The organism is Pseudomonas sp. WS 5411 (genome assembly GCF_012985595.1).
GTDB classification, from domain to species: Bacteria; Pseudomonadota; Gammaproteobacteria; order Pseudomonadales; family Pseudomonadaceae; genus Aquipseudomonas; species Aquipseudomonas shahriarae.
Window position 1 is genome coordinate 228,682 of sequence record NZ_JAARMC010000002.1, and the last position, 17,398, is coordinate 246,079.

The 17,398-nt window shown below is 60.5% G+C and carries 15 protein-coding genes; 2 read left to right on the top strand and 13 right to left on the bottom strand.

What is annotated here, in order from left to right:
- Positions 1-59 precede the first annotated feature (59 nt).
- Positions 60-1,880, bottom strand: a complete 1,821-nt coding sequence (gene msbA / locus HBR93_RS04905) for a lipid A export permease/ATP-binding protein MsbA (RefSeq protein ID WP_169959894.1) — start codon at positions 1,878-1,880, stop codon at positions 60-62.
- 124 nt (positions 1,881-2,004) lie between these two features.
- Between msbA and HBR93_RS04910 the strand changes: the two genes are divergently transcribed.
- Positions 2,005-2,661: a phosphotransferase gene (locus tag HBR93_RS04910; protein ID WP_169959895.1), complete on the top strand. Its 657-nt coding sequence runs from the start codon at positions 2,005-2,007 to the stop codon at positions 2,659-2,661.
- 2 nt (positions 2,662-2,663) lie between these two features.
- Here HBR93_RS04910 and HBR93_RS04915 read toward each other — a convergent pair whose 3' ends face one another.
- The 4 genes from HBR93_RS04915 to HBR93_RS04930 all read right to left on the bottom strand — a co-directional run bounded on the left by HBR93_RS04915 (position 2,664) and on the right by HBR93_RS04930 (position 7,443).
- Positions 2,664-4,052, bottom strand: coding sequence for a hypothetical protein (locus tag HBR93_RS04915; protein WP_262377250.1), 1,389 nt, complete (start codon positions 4,050-4,052; stop codon positions 2,664-2,666).
- 245 nt (positions 4,053-4,297) lie between these two features.
- Complete coding sequence (locus HBR93_RS04920) at positions 4,298-5,203, bottom strand: glycosyltransferase family A protein (RefSeq protein ID WP_169959897.1); 906 nt, start codon at positions 5,201-5,203, stop codon at positions 4,298-4,300.
- A complete protein-coding gene (locus HBR93_RS04925; RefSeq protein WP_057437314.1) occupies positions 5,196-6,950 on the bottom strand; it encodes a carbamoyltransferase in 1,755 nt (584 codons plus the stop codon). Before HBR93_RS04925 ends, HBR93_RS04920 begins: the two co-directional genes overlap by 8 nt.
- Before the next feature lie 151 nt (positions 6,951-7,101).
- Complete coding sequence (locus tag HBR93_RS04930; protein WP_169959898.1) at positions 7,102-7,443, bottom strand: YceK/YidQ family lipoprotein; 342 nt, start codon at positions 7,441-7,443, stop codon at positions 7,102-7,104.
- 163 nt (positions 7,444-7,606) lie between these two features.
- Here HBR93_RS04930 and HBR93_RS04935 point away from each other — a divergent pair, with 163 nt between their 5' ends.
- Positions 7,607-9,718: a TonB-dependent receptor gene (locus HBR93_RS04935; protein WP_169959899.1), complete on the top strand. Its 2,112-nt coding sequence runs from the start codon at positions 7,607-7,609 to the stop codon at positions 9,716-9,718.
- 151 nt (positions 9,719-9,869) lie between these two features.
- Here the strand turns inward: HBR93_RS04935 and HBR93_RS04940 are convergent, their stop codons facing one another.
- From HBR93_RS04940 to waaF, 8 genes are all read right to left on the bottom strand, one after another.
- A complete protein-coding gene (locus tag HBR93_RS04940) occupies positions 9,870-10,181 on the bottom strand; it encodes a hypothetical protein (RefSeq protein ID WP_157717210.1) in 312 nt (103 codons plus the stop codon).
- A 209-nt stretch (positions 10,182-10,390) separates the two neighbouring features.
- Entirely contained in the window at positions 10,391-11,842 is a 1,452-nt protein-coding gene (locus tag HBR93_RS04945) for a lipopolysaccharide kinase InaA family protein (RefSeq protein WP_120731362.1), read from the bottom strand.
- Positions 11,842-12,594: a lipopolysaccharide kinase InaA family protein gene (locus HBR93_RS04950; protein WP_169959900.1), complete on the bottom strand. Its 753-nt coding sequence runs from the start codon at positions 12,592-12,594 to the stop codon at positions 11,842-11,844. Before HBR93_RS04950 ends, HBR93_RS04945 begins: the two co-directional genes overlap by 1 nt.
- The gene (locus HBR93_RS04955) at positions 12,591-13,325 is read right to left on the bottom strand and encodes a lipopolysaccharide kinase InaA family protein (RefSeq protein ID WP_057958119.1); all 735 of its coding nucleotides are present in this window, start codon (positions 13,323-13,325) and stop codon (positions 12,591-12,593) included. The genes HBR93_RS04950 and HBR93_RS04955 overlap by 4 nt, the downstream gene beginning before the upstream one ends.
- Entirely contained in the window at positions 13,325-14,131 is an 807-nt protein-coding gene (gene rfaP, locus HBR93_RS04960) for a lipopolysaccharide core heptose(I) kinase RfaP (RefSeq protein ID WP_057958118.1), read from the bottom strand. The genes HBR93_RS04955 and rfaP overlap by 1 nt, the downstream gene beginning before the upstream one ends.
- Positions 14,131-15,252 carry a glycosyltransferase family 4 protein gene (locus HBR93_RS04965; protein ID WP_115127231.1) on the bottom strand — a complete coding sequence of 374 codons (1,122 nt, stop codon included), beginning with the start codon at positions 15,250-15,252 and terminating at the stop codon, positions 14,131-14,133. The genes rfaP and HBR93_RS04965 overlap by 1 nt, the downstream gene beginning before the upstream one ends.
- Positions 15,252-16,313, bottom strand: coding sequence for a lipopolysaccharide heptosyltransferase I (waaC, locus tag HBR93_RS04970; protein WP_169959901.1), 1,062 nt, complete (start codon positions 16,311-16,313; stop codon positions 15,252-15,254). Before waaC ends, HBR93_RS04965 begins: the two co-directional genes overlap by 1 nt.
- 1 nt (position 16,314) lies before the next feature.
- Complete coding sequence (gene waaF, locus HBR93_RS04975) at positions 16,315-17,349, bottom strand: lipopolysaccharide heptosyltransferase II (protein WP_115127229.1); 1,035 nt, start codon at positions 17,347-17,349, stop codon at positions 16,315-16,317.
- Between the last annotated feature and the right edge of the window lie 49 nt (positions 17,350-17,398).

Sequence of the window (17,398 nt, forward strand, 5' to 3'; positions counted from 1 at the left end):
GGAAAAGCATCGACCGATTCAATCCTGGCGGTCAATGCCAGCCTGGCTGCAATGGCGCCTCAATAGGCATCTGTCACGTGGGAGGGCGCCACCGGGTCACCTTCTTCGAACTCCTTGGCGTGCAACCGCGCGTAGTAGCCATTCTTCGCCAGCAACTCGACGTGGGTGCCGCGCTCGACAATCTGGCCGTCATCCATCACCAGGATCAGGTCGGCTTTCTCGATGGTGCTCAGGCGGTGGGCAATCACCAGGGTCGTGCGGTTCTTCACCACATGGTCCAGGGCAGCCTGGATATGGCGCTCGGACTCGGTATCCAGGGCCGAGGTGGCCTCGTCGAGAATCAACAGCGGCGCATCCTTGAGCAGGGCCCGGGCAATCGCGATGCGTTGGCGCTGGCCACCGGACAGCAACACGCCGTTCTCGCCCACCAGGGTTTCATAGCCCTGGGGCATCTTCACGATGAACTCATCGGCATAGGCTTCGCGAGCGGCATGATGCACCGCGTCGGTGGGCGCGCCGGCCAGGTCGCCATAGGCGATGTTGTTGGTCACGGTGTCGTTGAACAAGGTGACCTGCTGGGTCACCAGGGCGATTTGCCGGCGCAGGTTACGCAGGGTGAAATCCTGCACGCGTACGCCATCGAGCAGAATCTGCCCCTGTTCGTGCTGATAGAAGCGTGGGATCAAGCCCGCCAGGGTGGATTTGCCGCTGCCCGAACGCCCTACCAGTGCGACCATTTGCCCAGGCTCGACGATAAAACTGATGTCGTTGAGCACCTTCTTGTCGCTATCCGGGTATTGGAAGCTGAGGTTGCGCACTTCAATGCGCCCCGCCAGACGCTCATGTTCAATCACGCCCTGGTCAACTTCTACCGGCTCATCCAACTGCTCGAAAATACTTTCGGCGCCCGCCACACCCTTCTGGATGGTCGAGCTGACTTCGGAAAGCTGGCGAATCGGCTTGGGCAACAAGCCAGCCATGGTGATGTAGGCCACCAGATCACCCGGCGAGGCATCGCCACGCAAATACAGGACCAGGAACATGACCACGGCCATCGCACTGTAGGTCACCAACTGCAGCATCGGCGTGTACACCGCGCCGGTCTTGGTCATCGCCAGTTGTTTCTCGGTGTTGCTCAGGCTCGCCTGCTCGAAGCGCACCTTTTCATACTGCTCACCGCCAAAACTGCGGACCACACGGTAGCCGTGGATCGTCTCGGATGCCACATGGGTCACGTCGCCCATGGACACCTGGATTTTCTTGCTTTGCTTGCGGAATTTACGGCTGGTGCTGTTCACCATCATGCCGATCACCGGCAGGATCGCCAGCATCACCAGGGTCAGTTTCCAGTTCATCCACACCAGGGTGCAGAACAGGAAAATCACGGTCATGCCTTCACGGATAACCACCTTGATCGCATCGGTAGCAGCACCGGTGACCATGGTCACGTTGAAGGTAATGCGCGAGATCAGATGGCCGGAGTTGTTCTTGTCAAAGAAGCGGTTGGGCAGCTCCAACAGCTTGTTGAACAGCACCACACGCAGGTCGTGGACCAGCCCCAGGGAAACCCGGGCCAGGAAGAAGTTGCCGAGGAACGAACCTACGCCCTGCCAGGCCGCGATCAGCACGATCATCAGTGGCACGGTTTCCAGCAACTGCAACTTGCCCAGATAGGGGTTGCCGGGGAACAGGCTGGCCTCGGGGTTCGCCAGGCCATCGACGAAATATTTGAGGATATAAGCGAGCATCGGCTGGGTCGATGCGAAGATCAGGAACCCGACGATACTCAGGATGAACAGACCCACATAAGGCCGTACGTAAGTCAGGAGGCGAAAGTAAATCGCCAGCGTCGACTGGGTTTTCGGTTCAGGACTGCTCATGGGAATCCGCGCAAATCAGTAAGGCGCGGATCATATCACAGGCCTCTTCAGCCCAAAAAACATGAGCAGGGGCCAGCCTTGCACCAAGTCGGTTAAGATAACCGGCTATTGATGGGAGTCAGGCATGCAAGTAATCGATCACAACACCTATGAGGCACTGCGCGCCGGCGCGCAGGTGCTGGAAGCCGATGGTTCTGGCGACAAGGTGCTCCGGTTGACCGATGGTTGCATGCTCAAACTGTTCCGGCGCAAGCGCCTGCTCAGTTCGGCGCTGTTCTACCCGTATGCACAACGTTTCGCCAATAACACCCACGCCCTGCAGCAACGGGATATCCCCTGCCCGCGCATCATTGCGGTGTATCGCATCCCCAGCATTGCGCGGGATGCGGTGTACTACAGCCCGCTGGCCGGGGAAACCATCCGCCAGTTGCAGCTTGCCAAAACCGAGGCCGACGCCCTGCGTGTGCGTCTTGGCAGCTTCATTGCGCAATTGCATGAGAAGGGCGTGTACTTTCGCTCGCTGCACTTTGGCAACGTGGTCCTGACACCGGAAAACACCCTGGGGCTGATCGACATTGCCGACCTGAGTTGCCAGACCGCCCCCCTGAGCCAGAGCAAGCGCCTGCGTAACTTCAGCCACCTGCGACGCTACCCTGAGGACCGCCAGTGGCTGCTGGGCGATGATGCCGGGCAAGCCTTTTTCGATGGCTATCGCCAGGGCTTGCCGGCAGGCAGTCAACAGGCGCCGTTGATTGAGCGCCTGCGGCAACTACTGGACTGATCTTACTGGGTGATGACCAGTACCGTGGCGCCTCGACGATTGGCGAAGCGCTCGACGATGCGCAGGTTGCGCTCGGCCAGCCAACTGGTGAGCCAGGGCTCGTTGCCGCGGGCTTCGATCAGGAAGTAGCGGAATTTACCTGCGTGCGCCGGAGACATCGCCGCTTCACGGGTCAGTTTCTTGAGCAGATAACCCCGTCCAGCGTAATAGCCGATACGGCCATCATCGAAGTAAGCAGGCACATCCGGCTCGACATTCGCCGCCATCCAGCGCCCCGCCTCGACGTACTGGACCTTGCCCGGCCCGGTGGACACCACATTGGACAGCATCACCAATAGGCATATCGCCACCAGCGCCTTGCCGAGGCGCGGGAACTGCTGGGCAAACATCTGCAGCGCCATCGCCAGCGCCGGCACCAACAGCAGGTTCAAGAAGCTCATGTAGCGCACGTTCATGAACTGCTGCTGGATAAAGAACAACAACAATACCAGCAGGTACAACACCGCCGCCCAGGCAAAAGGCCGGTATTCATGCCAGTAGCGCTTGATCGCCTGCCAATTGCGGCCCCGTAAAAACGGCACGGCAAACGGACCGCAAATATTCACAAAGCTGATGGACATGGCCGCCAGGATGCCAAAAAAGATGATGCGTCCGGCTTCATCCTGGGAGTACTTGTTGATCAGCGACTTGGCGAACTGCTCGCGCAGCAAATCAAATGACGCCAGGACACTGCTCGGGTTGATCAGGTCCATATAGTAGGCAACGCGCACCGATGAAAAACCACCGGTAGCCGAGACCAGTACCATCCCCGCCACCACGCCGAGCAGCGGTAGCGCAATAAACTGCAGGAGCGCCAGGCGCCGCTCACGCAGCCACAGGCCAGGCAACTGCCATAAGCCCAGCGCAGGCAACAGCAACAACGCTTCCAGCCGAAAAGCTGCCGCCGCGACAATTGCCAGGTGGATGGTTGCCGCACGCAGCCACCCCCCCCGGGCCTGCCAACGCATGGCCAGCCAAAGCGTCAGGGTGCAGAAAAACCAGAAGCCGAACTCACGCAGGATCTCGCCACGAAACTGGTTGAACGCCGGCATCGCCAACACCACCAGGCAAGCCCAGGGCGCAACCTGCACCGAGCGCTGGCGAACGCAGTCAACCAGCAGGGCACAGGTCCCGGCGGCAAACAGCGAACACCACAAGTGAGCACTCAGCTCTATGGGCAGGGCTGTAACCGAATGGGTGCCCGCCAGGAGCAGGGAGAACCAGGGCCAGTTGAACAGGGCAAAGGCGGCTTTCGGGCCGTGGACGTGAGCGTCCTGGGCAATGGTCAGGTAGAAAGCCGCATCACGCCCGACTGTCGCGGCGCCCAATACGGCGATCAGGGATAGCAGCAAACTCCCGAAAAATGCCACTCGAACGGGCTGTTCGACGACAACACTCAAAACCCGGGCCCACAATTTACTGCCAATTCCAACCACACCCCCCCCTTAAAACCTGGCGTCACATCGTGTGCACAAGATTTGAAAACATATATTCCAGAAAAGCCACCACGCCACAAAAAAACCAACGCCCGGTCATTGCAATCAACTCAGGCGCTTCATAGGTCATTCCAGGCGTAGCGTAACAGGCTACAAAACGCTTACTTGAACATCAGCTGAAGCGCCTTGCGTGTGTACGACCAACGCGTCAGGGCGCGCCAGTCTGTACGTACCGCCTGGCAGTAAAACTGCCTGGCAAGCGTGTACTCCCCAGCACTGAAGCAATTGCGAAACAAAGACAGGCAGCGCTGCGCGAGAAACGCACTGCGCAAGCCTTGCAACTCTGCCGGCATACGCACTGGCGAAAACACCTCGTCAACCAGGCTCACACCCGCCGCCACACTGTGCTTGATGTCATGCCGCAAGCTGTCCGCATGCTTGTAGACCAACGCCAGCGGCTGGTCGATAACCGTGCAGGGCACGCGCGCCAGGGCCTGGGCAAACACCGGGATATCCTCGGCGTTGCGCATGTGCTCCGGGTAGTTGCCCACCCTGAAGATGTCCCGGTGCATGACACAAGCACCATTGGACATTGCAATAGTCTTCTCCAGCAAATACCCGCGCACCCGCAGATAAGGCTCGGCAGGCAGCGGCTTGACAGCATGCAGACGGCGCTTGCCATCTTCAAATACCGACCAATGGCCACCGATGATAAAGCGACTGTCCGGGTGCGTGGCAATATGCTGCGCGACCAGGGCCAGTGCACCTGGCACCATTTCATCATCTGCATCCAAGAAAATCAGGTACTGACCCGCCGACTCTTCGATCCCGCGATTACGCGCCGAGGACGATCCGCCATTGGGCTTGCGCAAGGCCTGGAAACGCCCCGGGTGCTTGGCCATCAAAGCCTCGAGCACCTGCGGCGTATCGTCGGTAGAGCCGTCGTCAATCACCAACAACTGCGCATCAGCTTCGTCGAGTTGCGCCAGCACCGACTCAACCGCGCGCCCCAGGGTGCGCGCGTAGTTGTAGGCAGGGATGACGACGCCAATCAGTGCTTCAGTCAACGGCTTGCCCTTCCACACCGTCTTTGACGACCAGGATGTCTTCCATGATCAGGTACTGCAGGTCGGAGCCGAAGAACATGTTCAGTGCGTCGGTCGGCGAGCAGATCATCGCTTCGCCACGGCGGTTGAGCGAGGTGTTCAGGGACACACCGTTGCCGGTCAGCACTTCCAGCTCTTTCATCATGTCGTAGTAGCGCGGGTTGTACTCGCGCTTGAGCACCTGGGCGCGAGAGGTGCCATCTTCATGGACCACTTCCGGCACGCGGGTTTTCCACTCTTCGGCGACTTCAAAGGTGAAGGTCATGAACGGGGCCGGGTGATCGACTTTGATCATCTGCGGGGCCACGGTGTCGAGCATCGACGGGCAGAAAGGCCTCCAGCGCTCGCGGAACTTGATCTGGTGGTTGATCCGGTCAGCCACGCCCACGGCGCTCGGGCAACCGATGATCGAACGACCGCCCAAGGCGCGCGGACCGAACTCCATGCGTCCCTGGAACCAGGCCACCGGGTTGCCGTCGACCATGATCTGGGCGATGCGCTTGGGCATATCGTCGATCTGGCGCCACTTCGGCTTGCTCGGGTGCTTGGCACACGCGGCAATCACTTCTTCGTTGCTGTAGGACGGGCCGAGATAGACGTGCTCCATCTTCTCTACCGGTACCCCACGGGCATGGGACACATAGGCCGCCGCACCCACGGCGGTACCGGCATCGCCGGACGCCGGCTGCACGAACAGCTCCTTGACGTCATCGCGGGCAATGATCTTCTGGTTCAACTTGACGTTCAACGCGCAGCCGCCGGCGAAGGCCAGCTTGCCGGTTTCCTTGAGGATATCGCCCAAGTAATGGTCGATCATCTGCAACGACAGCTTCTCGAACAGCGCCTGCATGCTGGCCGCGTAGTGGATGTACGGCTCGTCGGCGATGTCGCCTTCGCGCTTGGGGCCCAGCCACTCGATCAGTTTTGGCGAGAAGTAGAAGCCCTTGCCCTTCTCTTTATAGCGGCGCAGGCCGATGACGTTGGCGTAGTCGGTGTTGATCACCAGCTCGCCATTTTCAAAGGAGGCCAGGCGCGAGAAATCGTACTTGCTGGCATCGCCATAGGGTGCCATGCCCATGACCTTGAACTCGCCGTCGAGCATCTCGAAACCGAGGAACTCGGTGATCGCGCCGTACAGGCCGCCCAGGGAGTCCGGATCGTAGAATTCTTTGATCTTGTGGATCTTGCCGTTCTCGCCATAACCGAAGAAGGTCGTGGCGTACTCGCCTTTACCGTCGATCCCGAGGATCGCGGTCTTCTCCTGGAAGCCCGAGCAGTGATAGGCGCTGGAGGCGTGGGCCAGGTGGTGTTCAACCGGTTCGATCTTGATCTTCTTCGGATCGAAGCCCAGTTGCTCCAGGCACCAGACAATCTTGTTGCGATAGCGCTTGTAGCGCCGGTTGCCCATCAGGATCGCGTCAAGGGCGCGGTCCGGGGCGTACCAGTAACGCTTGGCATAGTGCCAGCGAGCCTCGCCGAACAAGCTGATCGGGGCAAACGGGATCGCCACCACATCAACGTCGGAGGGTTTGATGCCAGCCTGTTCCAGGCAGAACTTCGCCGATTCGTAGGGCATGCGGTTCTTTGCATGTTTATCGCGTACGAAGCGCTCTTCTTCGGCGGCCGCGATCAGCTTGCCGTCGATATACAGGGCTGCGGAGGGATCATGGCTAAGGGCGCCGGACAGGCCAAGAATCGTCAATGCCACTGGGGTCTAGCCTCTTTTAGTCTGCATGCAGGCGCTGGCGCCTGAAAAAATGTGTGCCCCTCGCCTCAGCGAGAAAAGCTAAAGGGCGGGATTATAGCTTAAAAGCGGCAAAACGCCTCTAGCCGCAAATGGCAGGGAGAAACAAGAGGCATCATCGGAAAATCTCGATACTGCCATCGCGGTTCTGTCGGTAGACGGTATAGGGCAGTACCAAAGTATCGAGGACGCCCGACAGGGCAAAATCAATGGCAATCCAGGGCACCGAGGCAATCTGCTGGCCTTCCAGGCTTTTCTTGCCGTTGGGTTCGCCATTCAGGGAGCAGAAGTCATACACCACCCCGCTGTAGATACGGGGCACGCTCTCGCAGTGGCTGCGCAGGTCCTTGAGTTTCTGGCTGGCTACTGCGTCTTCGCGAAACACCGTGTCGAGGGTGCCGCAGGCAGTGGTCGAAAGGACAATGGCGGCAAGCAGCAGAATGTTTGTAGGATTCACGGGCAACCCTCTTTGGCATGGGGCGGACAGCCTAACCCAAGATGGCGTAAGACGAATATGCCGGCATTTTGCGGGAATATTCTTCGGAAACGCCACGCAGAATCGTTAAACTCGCGCCCTTTTTTCCGCGCCGGCGCTGCGCGTCATAGAAGTTGGTTCGCTCATGAAAGTTGTTGCTCCCACCTGTTTTGCGATGTTGCTCCCCAGCCTGCTGGGCCTGCAGCAAACGGCCCTGGCCGAAGAGGCCCCACTGATTCTCGACCCCAGTGTGGTGACGGGCTCGCGTAGCGCCAGCCGCAGTTTCGACCTGCCCTACTCGGTGGACAGCATCAGCCGTGAGCAGATCAGCGACGGCCAGTTGGGCATCAATGCCTCGGAAGCCCTGTCCCGCGTGCCGGGGCTGGTGGTGCAGAACCGCCAGAACTATGCCCAGGACCTGCAGATTTCCTCCCGTGGTTTTGGCGCGCGCTCGGCGTTTGGCGTACGCGGGATCAAGCTGATTGCCGATGGCATCCCCGCCAGCACCCCGGATGGCCAGGGCCAGGCCGCCACCTTCAACCTCGACACCGCCGACCGTATCGAAGTCCTGCGCGGCCCGGCCGCCACCCTGTATGGCAGCAACGCCGGCGGGGTGATCCAGATGTTCTCGCGCAACGGCGAAGGCCCACCCCGTATCGGCGCCGAAACCCTGGTCGGCAGCGATGGCCTGAACAAGCATCACCTCAGCGCCGAAGGCGCGGTGCAGGGCGCCGGTTTTGTCCTCGATGCCTCACGCATGGACACCGACGGCTACCGCGACCACAGCAGCGCCCGCCGCGACCAGACCTTCGCCAAGCTCAACCTCGAGCCCGATGACGACAGCAAGCTGGCCCTGATCTACAGCAGCCTGGAGCAGAACGGCACCCAGGACCCGCTGGGGCAGACCTGGGCAGGCTACAAGGCCGACCCGCGCTCGGTGAGCAGCAATGCCCTGGCGTACAACACACGCAAGAGCATTGATCACCAACAGGTAGGGATGAATTACGAGCGGTACATTGGCGATGCGACATTGCAGGTGAATGCCTACACCGGGCGCAGGAGTGTGATTCAGTATTTGTCGATTCCAAAGTTCACGGTGAACGGGGGACTTAACCCGGCCAACGAACGCGGCGGCGGCGTCGTGCAATTCGACCGCAAGTTCTACGGTGGCGGCGTGCGCTGGATGCAGCCCATCGACAGCGTGCCGGGCGAATTGATGATCATCACCGGCCTGGACTTCGACCAGAGCGAAGACAGCCGCCACGGCTACCAGAACTACAGCGGCAACACCCTCGGCGTGAAAGGCGAATTGCGCCGCAATGAAATCGACACCGCCCGCAGCCTCGACCCGTACATCCAGGCCAACTGGGCCATCGACCGCTGGACCCTGCAAGCCGGGCTGCGCCACAGCACCATGGAAATGGACGTCGATGACCAGTTCCTGAGCAATGGCGATGCCAGTGGCAACAAGACCTACCAGAAGAACACGCCATCGATGAGCGTGATGTACGCGTTTACCCCTGAGCTGCACGGCTATGTCAGCGCTGGCAAGGGCTTCGAAACGCCGACCCAGGCCGAAATGGCCTACGCCCCGGGCGCCATCGAAGGTTTCAACTTTGGCCTGAAGCCGTCAGAAAGCACTCAATATGAAGTGGGTTTGAAGGCGCAGGTGAACAACAGCACGCGGGTCAATGCCGCTGTGTTCCAGATCACCACCGAGGATGAGCTGGTAGTCGCACAGTCCAATGGCGGACGCACCAGCTACCAAAACGCCGGCCGCACCCTGCGCCGTGGCTTTGAACTGGGTATCGAAAGCCAACTGAGCGAACAGTGGAGCGCCAACCTCGCCTACACCCGCCTGCAAGCCACCTACGACAGCAACTTCAGCAACAGCGGCAAAACCGTGGAGAAGGGCAACTACCTACCCGGCGTCCCACAGACCACGCTCTTTGCCGAACTGAACTGGAAACCACGGGACTGGGTCAGCACCGCCGTCGAAGGCATGTACCGCAGCAAGATCTATGTCGAAGACACCAACCAGAAGCATGCGGCTCCGGCTTACAGCGTTTTCAACTGGCGTGCACGCTTTGAGCAGAAGGTCGAACACTGGACCTTTCACCAGACCCTGCGCCTGGACAACCTGCTGGATCGCCAGTACATCGGTTCGGTGATTGTCGGCGATGGCAACGATCGTTATTACGAAGCCGCGCCCGGCAGGTCGTGGTATGCGGGCGCAGGAGCCCAGTACAGCTTTTGAGTGATAAAAACCAATGGGCAAATAACATTGCCCATTTAGTTCCCACATTAATAACAGACACTTCCTGTAACCCAGCCCCTACACTTTGCAAAAGCACCCACCAAAATCATAAAGAACCACAAACAAAAACACCCACTCAACTTTTAAGCAATCATCCATCAGCTTTTAATTGCCACTCCCCATTGGCTCCGTAAACCAGCTCATGATCTATGGGCTCTCGATAGGGATCACCAAAGTTCACATAACCGCCATCACCTTTGCCATTAGAGGCGGTTGGCTGCCATTCCTGGGTATCGGCGTTAAAAAATTCGGCGTCATCACCAGCGGTTGTGTCCTTTGGATTGCGCACACCCGACTGCACTTTATCTATTGGGCTTGTTGGATTCACCGGATCTATCGGCTTATTTTTACCGGCCAGATCACTGTAAAAAGAAAATGGATGAAAGCCTGTTATCGAAGTCATTTGCACACCCCCGGAATTAACATTTCGACCACTCAATAAACATCTATATAAGATATTCCTATCAAGCGTCGATACAATCTATTAACCCCAACAAACAATGTCCAGAGCACTACTTAATCAAAATATTAAGTAATGCCCCTTGCCTTCGAAAACACTGTGATTTCCCAGACCTGAAGAAATCGCTACGACTTATGACGGCCTCACGCGGATCACCCAACTAACTCGCTCACCTTGGGCAAGCGCTGATCAATCACGCGATACAAAGCACTATCAACCGGCCAGTTGCGCATAAACCGCGCACGGTCCTTGGCAAACGCCGGTGCGAAGCTGCTCAGCGAGCCATGCTGACACATCGAATCCAGATCAATCAGCACCCAACGCCCTCCTTGCCAGAACAGGTTGCGCCCCTTGAAGTCGCCATGGCTGATCCGCTCGCGAATCAGCTCGCCAAACAGGCGATCCAGGGCCAATAGCTCAGGCTCGGGCACCTCGCCGCTGTCCACGTAAGGGGCCAGGTGTTCGATCAGGTCGGGCCCGGACAGGTGCTCGGTGACCAGATAAGCCCGGCTGCGCAGCCAGAAAAAGCGTCGCTCCAGAAGCGCCAGGGGCTTGGGCGTGGCAATCCCCAGGAATGTCAGGCGGTTGCCTTCGCTCCAGGCGTGCCAGGCGCGGCTGGGCCTCCAGAAGCGCCTGAGCCAGTGCATAAAACCCTTGATGTTGTAGCGCTTGATCACCAGCGCTCGACCCGCAGCATCAACCCCGGCCACCGTGGCCGAGGCGCCGGCCTTGTACATTTGGCCCTGGTCGACAAGCCTATCGACGTTTGCCAGTACCGGCAGCAGGGTAGCTTCTTCTTCACGCCGGATGGCGCGCAGCCCAAAGGCCCCGCGCACTACGCTGAACAAGGTGCACTCACGGCCAATCTTGCCCATGAAGTCTTTCAGGCGCCAGGCGCGCACTTTGCGCACCTGTTTTTGCAAGGCTTCCAGGGGCAACGCGTGCTCGCCGTTGCTTAACAGGTAGTGCACCAGTAATTCTTCGGTAAACGGTTCGAGGTCGCTCGGTAACTGGGCAAAAAACACCCCGAGGTTTTCCAGCACCCGGTTACGTGACAGAGGTTTACCCGCCTGTTCGACGCAGATGCCCCCCCCGTCGATCAAATACAGCTTGTCCGCCTGACGCATCAGGTTGTCCAGGTGCAGATCTTCCTGCCACAAACCCTTGGCGTGCATCTGGGCAATCGCACCCAGCGCTTCGGCCAGTACCGCCTGTTGCTCATCGGCCAAGGGCGGCAAGGCTTCGACTGCCGCCCAGGCGTCGGCCAGGCTTTGGGCCCCTTCCAGAAACTCGAACAGCAGCCAGCCGCCCTCACCGTCTTGTAGGCCGTCGGCGAGCAACAGCGGGGTAGTGAGGCCTTGCTCGGCGAGCAGGCGCACGCCCTGGAGTTCGCGCTGGAAATGTCGGGCGGCGTTGCTACCCACCAGCAACTTGGCCAGCACCGGCCGGCCGCGCCAGATGGCCGCGCCCACATAACGCTGACCGGGCAACACCCGCAACAGGCTCAGCAGTTGCAACTGCCCAGGGCCCGCTGCATCCGCCAACTCAATACTCAAGGGCAACGTGGGCGTACGCCCGGCGTTTTTGAGCTCAGACAACCGCATCAGCGGGCCTCCTTGTGACTGCGCCGCCCCGCCAGGTACTGCGCCCAGGTATCCACCAGCGAACTGTCCTCCGGCTGCTCGAGGTAGGCCGCCAGGAATTGCCGCACCTGCGCAGATGTCCATGCGCCGGCACGGCGCAGCAATGGCTCAAGGTCTTTGACCCGATCACGCCGGCCCAGCAACAGCGGCCGGGTTTTTTCCAGGTCGATCAACTGCGCTGCGTAACCGTCGCCGGTGGCCTGCAGGAAGATATGTTTAGGGTAAAAACAGCCATGCACCTGGCCGACGCCATGGAGCTTGCGCGCCAATTGGCCGCAAGCCACGAGGATCGCGTGGTGCTGGGCGGCACTCAGGGCCGGCCACTGCTCAAGCAATGAGTCCAGGTCATTCCAGCCATCCAGCGCGCGGGTCAGCAGCAAGGCGCGGTATTCGCCGGCAACCTTGCGCTCGCCATAAAAGGCGGCCTGCAAGGCCGGGATCGCCTTCTGCCGATAGCGGCTGATATTGCGAAACTCACGGGCAAAGGTCGGCTCGCCAAAGGGCCGATGCAGGGTGCGCGTCAGGTAGTTGCTCTGGCGCTTGAGGTAAAAGCCACGGCCTTCCAGTTCCAGGCGGAACACACTGCTCCAGCCGCCGCGACTGGTGTTGGGCTCATCCACTGCGTCCAGTTGCCTGGCCCACAGGGCGTCGAAGTCAGCCAGGCCATTGCGCTCCAGCAAGGCCCGGTCTTCAGTTGCCAGGAAGTCATTCATTCGCGTCCCTCGAAAAACTTCAGCACATGGCGAATCCGCTGTTTATCCGACGTATTCAGGTGCTTGCGCCGACAATATTGCATGTAGAAGCGTAGGCGCTGGGTGGCCGACAAGTGGTATTTGGCAACCTTGTCCAGGCACGCCAGGTCCTTGGTGATCCGGTACTTGAGCCAGAACCCGCGCCAGAAGTCGCCGTTGGGGCAGTCGATCAGGTACAGGGTCTGCTGGTCGTCGATCAACAGGTTGCGCCACTTCAAATCGTTGTGGGTAAACCGGTGGTCGTGCATGGTCCGGGTGTATTCGGCGAGCTGGCGGCTGACCTTGTCGACCCATACCGGGTCGGACAATTGCGGATCCTTGCGTTCAGCCAGGGCCGCCAAGTCTTCGGTGCGGGGCAACTCGCGGGTGATCATCGCCCCACGATCATAGGCCAGGCCCTTGCGCTCCAGGCCCCAGGCCACGACTTCGGCCGTGGGAATGCCCCACTTGGCGAAACGCTTGAGGTTCTGCCATTCGGACTTGACCCGTGGCTTGCCCAGGTAACGCCGCAACCCCTTGCCGGCGCCGGTGTAGCGCTTGACGTAATAGTTGACCCCGCCGCGCTGCACACGAATGACTTCGGACAGCGGATCACGGGTCAGCCGCTCGCCTTGCAGGGCAAACACCGCATCGAGGCTACCAAAATCGTCCACAAGCTCCGAGTAAGCAGGTTCCAGGTTCCAACCCGCCATCAGAGCGCACCTCCGTACCGGACTTTACGGTCATAGAGCTTGCTGGCCTTGCGCTCCAGCCACTGCAGCAACGCGCCTTCCTCGGCCAGGATCTGGCGCAGGGGTTGCTGGAAGTAGCCTTTGAGGAAGCGCAACTTGTCGCGGCGGGTCAGGCCGATATCCAGGATCGAGAAATACAGGGCCGCCAAGTCCTTGTTGCGCCAGCGCTGACTGATACGCGGGCGCACTTGGGCACGGTGCAGGTCGATCACCGACAGTTTGAAGTCATCGGCCGTCACCGGTTTGTCGGTGTGCAGCAGGAAGTGGCAGATGTAGCAGTCACGATGGTTGACGCCAGCGCGATGCATCATCCCGGTCATGCGGGCCACCTCGGCAATCAGCGCGCGCTTGAGACGCGGCTCGGGTGGCTGCTTGAGCCAGTCCATGCTCAAGTCTTCCAGGCTGATGGTCGGCGCCAGCTCTTGGGTGACAATAAAGGAATGCTGGTCGGCCGGGTTGGCGCCGCGCTCGCCGTAAGCCACGGCGGTCATGGTCGGTACGCCCACTTCGTGCAGGCGCTGAATTGCCTGCCACTCCTGCCCGGCACCCAGCACCGGCAGTTTGGCGGTGAACAGGTTCTTGAAAATTTCACCCCAGCCGATGCCACGGTGGATTTTCACAAAGTAGCCGCGTCCATCCACCTCGGTGCGCAAGGTGCGACGGGCTTCCAGTTCACGGTAAACCTCACCCTCCAACAGCTCGACTTCGGCGAACGCATCGCGCCCGGCCCAAAGGCTCTTGAACGGTTCGGCAAGAATCAACTTCATCAGTGTTGCTCCGCCAGAATTACATCCGCAGCGTGCTGCGGCATGCTATAGAGGTCGGCCGTCTCGGCGAAGGCCAGACCATTGCGGCTCCAGGCCGCACGTTGCTGCTGATCACTGAGCATCCCGGCCAGGTACTGGTTGAGCTGGGCCTGTTCGAAAGGCTCGTCCAGCACACGCCCGCAATCAGCTTCGCTGATGTAATGGGCATAACCACACACCGCTGTGACCAGTACCGGCAACCCGGCCACCAGGGCTTCGAGCAGCACGGTCCCGGTGTTTTCGTTGTACGCCGGGTGAATCAACAGGTCGGCGCCCAACAGGAAACGCGGGATATCACTGCGCCCCTTGAGGAACTGCACATTGTCGCCCAGGCCCAGGGTAGCACTCTGCAATTGGAATACTTTGGGGTCGTCCTGGCCAATTACAAACAGGCGGGTGCGCTTCTTCAGGTCTGGCGGCAGTGCGGCCAGCGCCTTGAGGCTGCGGTCCACGCCCTTGGTCTTGAAGCCCGAACCGATCTGCACCAGCAGCAGATCGTCGTCCGCGAGGTTGAATTCGGCACGGAAGCCGGCGCGGATCTCGGCCGCATTCGGCGGCGCCCGACGGTCCTGGGCGATGCCCGGTGGCAGCAGGTGGAAGCGCGCCAGCGGTGTGTCGTAGTGTTTGATAAACAGCGGCTGCTGGACCTCGGAGATCATCAGCACTTGGGTCTTGGCCTCCTTGGCAAACACCGCGCGCTCGTACTCGGCAAAGTGCCGGTAGCGGCCAAAGCTGCGATACAGCGAATGCCGCAGGTTCTGCGCCTTGTCCTCAAAACAGCCGTCTGCCGCGTAGTACACATCCAGGCCGGGCATTTTGTTGAAGCCGATCAAGCGGTCCACCGGGCGCTTGGCCAGGTCGGCCTGCATCCAGGCGGTCAACTTCTCGTTGCGCCGATGGTTGAAGAACGCCTTGACCGGCGCCACCAGCACTTCAAAACCGGGTGGCACGTCGCCTTCCCAGATCAAGGTGTACACACGAATCTGGTGGCCGCGCTGCTGGCACTCCAAGGCGATGCGCATGAAGTCGCGCTGCAAGCCACCAAAGGGGAAATATTTGTACAGTACAAATGCCAGTTGCATCAGTGCAGCTCCTCAGCCAATAACAACGTGCTCAGTCGGCTGGCCACACGCTCAGGGTTCAGGCGAGTAAAGCACAGTGGCCACTCGCGCTTGAGATCAAACCGGCGCTGGTCTTCAGCGCTCGGTTGGTAGGTGCATTTCTTTTGCAGGCAGGGCGCGCAGGGGAAATCGCTGCCTAGATGAATCTGCGCCTTGCCATAGGCACCGGTCAGGCCCGGGTTGGTCGGGCCGAACAGGGAGATCGTCGGCACATCCAGCGCAGCGGCCAGGTGCCCGAGGCCGGTATCCACCGCCACACAAGCCCTGGCGCCGGCCAATACCCGCGCCACACCGGCCAGGTTCAGCTTGGGCAAGACTTCGGCATTGGCCAGGCCCTGGGCCAGGCGTTCGGCGCGGGCTTTTTCGGCGGCATTGCCCCACGGCAGTTTCACATCCACTCCCAGGCTGCCCATGCGCTCGGCCAACTCGCGCCAGTAGGCTTCGGGCCAGTGCTTGGTGTCCCAGGTGGTGCCGTGCAGCAGCAGCACAAAAGGTTTCTTCGGCGGCAGGCCGAGCAGTTTCTCAGTGCTCAGGCCGTAATCCCCAAGGCCTTTGGGCAGGTCATAGCCCAGGGCCACGGCGAACAGCTGGCGCAAGCGCTCCACCGCATGCTGGCCACGAGCAACCGCCAGGCGCCGGGAATAGAAGCGCGCAGCAATGGGTTCGCGAGCTGAATCTCTGTCAAAGCCCGCCACCGGCGCCCGCACATAGCGGGTCAGCCAGGCGCTTTTAAGCAGGCCCTGGGCGTCGATTACCAGGTCGTATTTAGTCGACTGGATCTGCTTCTTGAAGCGGCGCCACTCGCCACTCTTGAAGGTCTGCCAGAGGCTCTTGCGCCAGCGGCGAATCGCCACGGGGATCACCTTGTCCACCGCAGGGTGCCAGGTGGGGATTTCGGCGAAGCCTTCTTCCACCACCCAGTCAAAGCGGATCCCCGGGATCGCCCGGGCCGCGTCGGTCAATGCCGGCAAGGCGTGGATCACATCGCCCAGGGATGAGGTCTTGATTACCAGTACCCGCAACTCAATGAACCTCGACCACGTTGCCCTGCAAACGCTGCAAGGCTTCGGCTACCGCATCGGGCAGCAACTGGCGCAGGCAATTGTAGTGGCCGAAACGGCAGGTGCGGTCAAAGCACGGGCTGCAATCGAGGCCCAGGCGCACCACTTCGACCTTGTCGGCCAATGGTGGGGTAAAGCCCGGCGAGGTGGAGCCGTACACCGCCACCAGCGGGCGGTTCAGCGCGGCGGCCACGTGCATCAGGCCGGAGTCGTTGGACACCACCGAGTCGGCGCAGGACAACAGGTCGATGGCCTCGGCCAATGACGTATCGCCACTGAGATTGACCGCTTCTTCGCGCAGGCCGGGGATCAGGCGCTGGCGGATATCCTCGCCCACCGAGTGATCGTTTTTCGAGCCAAACAGCCAGACTTGCCAGCCTTCGCGGATTTTCAGCTCGGCGACCTTGGCGTAATGCTCCGACGGCCAGCGCTTGGACTCGCCAAACTCGGCGCCTGGGCACAGCGCCAGCACCGGCCGATCGAGGCTCAGGCCGAACTTGGCCAGGGCCGCGTCGCGGGTGACCGGGTCGATGAGCAGGCTCGGCCGTGGATACGGCGTCGGCAACTCGGCATTGGGCGCATAGGCCAGGGCCATGAAGCGCTCGATCATCAGCGGGTAGCGGGCTTTGTCGAGCTTGCGCACGTCATTGAGCAAGCCATAGCGGAACTCGCCGCGCCAGCCGGTACGCTTGGGGATGCCGGCGAAGAACGGCACCAGGGCCGACTTCATCGAGTTGGGCAGCAGGATCGCCTGGTCGTACTGGCCGGCCAGAGACTTGCCGATCCGCCGCCGGGTCGCCAGCTCCAGCGCGCCATGGCCGAGCGGGAAGCTCAAGGCCTGCCGTACCTCGGGCATGCGCTCCAGGATCGGCCGGCTCCACTCGGGGGCGAGCACGTCGATTTGGCAGTCGGGATGACGCTGTTTCAGGCACTGGAACAGTGTCTGCGCCATTACCATGTCACCGACCCAACTGGGCCCAACGATCAGAATATTCATGTAGTTTCCACAAACGATTCGGGGAGGCTCATGCCTCCCCGCCTCGATA

What these genes read in the sequence shown, in the direction of transcription:
- HBR93_RS04955 (WP_057958119.1), bottom strand. Translation starts at nt 13,325, where the DNA reads ATGGCGGGTTGGAACCTGGAACCTGCTTACTCGGAGCTTGTGGACGAT.
- waaF (WP_115127229.1), bottom strand. Translation starts at nt 17,349, where the DNA reads ATGAATATTCTGATCGTTGGGCCCAGTTGGGTCGGTGACATGGTAATG.
- HBR93_RS04940 (WP_157717210.1), bottom strand. Translation starts at nt 10,181, where the DNA reads ATGACTTCGATAACAGGCTTTCATCCATTTTCTTTTTACAGTGATCTG.
- rfaP (WP_057958118.1), bottom strand. Translation starts at nt 14,131, where the DNA reads ATGAAGTTGATTCTTGCCGAACCGTTCAAGAGCCTTTGGGCCGGGCGC.
- HBR93_RS04945 (WP_120731362.1), bottom strand. Translation starts at nt 11,842, where the DNA reads ATGCGGTTGTCTGAGCTCAAAAACGCCGGGCGTACGCCCACGTTGCCC.
- HBR93_RS04965 (WP_115127231.1), bottom strand. Translation starts at nt 15,252, where the DNA reads ATGCAACTGGCATTTGTACTGTACAAATATTTCCCCTTTGGTGGCTTG.
- msbA (WP_169959894.1), bottom strand. Translation starts at nt 1,880, where the DNA reads ATGAGCAGTCCTGAACCGAAAACCCAGTCGACGCTGGCGATTTACTTT.
- HBR93_RS04910 (WP_169959895.1), top strand. Translation starts at nt 2,005, where the DNA reads ATGCAAGTAATCGATCACAACACCTATGAGGCACTGCGCGCCGGCGCG.
- HBR93_RS04950 (WP_169959900.1), bottom strand. Translation starts at nt 12,594, where the DNA reads ATGAATGACTTCCTGGCAACTGAAGACCGGGCCTTGCTGGAGCGCAAT.
- HBR93_RS04935 (WP_169959899.1), top strand. Translation starts at nt 7,607, where the DNA reads ATGAAAGTTGTTGCTCCCACCTGTTTTGCGATGTTGCTCCCCAGCCTG.